This is a genomic window from Streptomyces sp. S6 (assembly GCF_054880855.1).
This window is the reverse complement of record NZ_JBTYMC010000695.1, coordinates 1-892: the sequence shown is the minus strand read 5'-3', so window position 1 is coordinate 892 and position 892 is coordinate 1. Positions and strand designations below refer to the sequence as shown.

2 protein-coding genes are annotated in these 892 nt (G+C 77.1%); both read left to right on the top strand.

What is annotated here, in order from left to right; translation table 11 throughout:
• The coding region (locus ACVNF4_RS36520; protein ID WP_461807106.1) for a ferritin-like domain-containing protein at window positions 1–350 on the top strand (350 nt) is incomplete at its 5' end.
• A gap of 125 nt (window positions 351–475) precedes the next feature.
• On the top strand, window positions 476–892 hold a 417-nt coding region (locus ACVNF4_RS36515), incomplete at its 3' end, for an aminoglycoside phosphotransferase family protein (protein ID WP_461807105.1).

The window sequence follows — 892 nt, the reverse complement described above, 5'->3', positions numbered from 1 at the left end:
CGTGGGACGCCCACCGGGCCCGCCGGGACGCACTGGCCCGCACCGCCCGGGACCTCGGCGCCGAGCCCGTCGCCGCGGACGCCGGGTACGCGCTGCCGTTCCCCGTCGAGGGCCCCGACGCCGCCGTACGGCTCGCCGCGGAACTGGAGGAGCGGATCTCCGGGGTGTACTCCGACCTGGTGCGGGCCACCTCCGGCACCCGGCGGGGCGATGCGGCCGGGGCGTTGCGGGAGGCCGCGGTGCGGGCGGTGCGGTGGGGTGGAGGCCGCGTACCCTTCCCTGGGCTCCCCGAGCGGGGTGGCCGGGATTCGGCCGCTTCAGCGGGGGTGACTCCGTCGGCGGGGGCGTGACATCGGCTCTTTCGCGGCCGGTGGCCGGGAGCGGTCGCTGAGCTGGTGGGCACTCACCCGGCGTCGGTGGAGTGACGGGTGGGGTCGGGTTGGTCGGTCAGGAACGGGAAGGGAACACCTCACGCATGCCGCACATCGAGCCGCCTCAGCGGTTGGTCAGGGCGCTTTCCGAGAGTGTGCCGGGGGCTGCCGCCTGGCTGGAGGGGTTGCCCGGCGTCGCCGAGCGGGCTGTCGCCGCGTGCGGGGTGAGTGTCGAGCGGGTGCAGGTGCCCGGGGGGCGCAGCAGTCTCGTCGTGCTGGTGAGGCGGGGGGACGGGAGTCCCGCCGTGCTGAAGATCGCGCCCGAGCGGTTCCGGCCCGCCGCCGAGCTGGCCGCGCTGACGCACTGGGGCGGGCTCGGGGCCGTCCAGGTGCTCGGGGGCGGGAGCGAGGGCGTGTTGCTGCTGGAGCGGCTGCGGCCCGACGTCTCCGTGCGGACCCTGCCGGAGGCGAAGGCGACGCTGGAGGCCGCGGGGGCGCTGCGGCGGCTGTGGGTGGAGCCG